The sequence below is a fragment of the Kordia jejudonensis genome, from assembly GCF_001005315.1.
In the GTDB taxonomy this organism is placed as follows: Bacteria; Bacteroidota; Bacteroidia; order Flavobacteriales; family Flavobacteriaceae; genus Kordia; species Kordia jejudonensis.
Genome location: NZ_LBMG01000105.1, coordinates 1 through 257, shown reverse-complemented (window position 1 = coordinate 257; position 257 = coordinate 1). Strand labels below are relative to the sequence as shown.

1 protein-coding gene is annotated in these 257 nt (G+C 44.0%); it reads left to right on the top strand.

Annotated features, from left to right (window positions below):
- On the top strand, positions 1 to 257 hold a 257-nt coding region (locus tag AA089_RS25285), incomplete at both ends, for a hypothetical protein (RefSeq protein ID WP_046759314.1).

The following is a 257-nucleotide window of genomic DNA, read 5'->3' as shown; positions in this document are numbered from 1 at the left end:
TGGCTAGTGATACACCTATAGCCGATCCAACAGCATATCAAAATGTGGAGAATCCACAAGTGATCTACATCAGAGCTTCCAATGCTGCTGGATGTACCACTGATATTACCATGACCCTTCGTGTGCTTCCGGTTCCAACACCGAATACCATGCCAGAGCCATTGACAGACTGTGATGATGATACCGATGGAATTCTAGTGTTCGATCTTACGCTTTCAGAGGCAGAGATTGTAAACAATGAAAACAATGTAACGGTT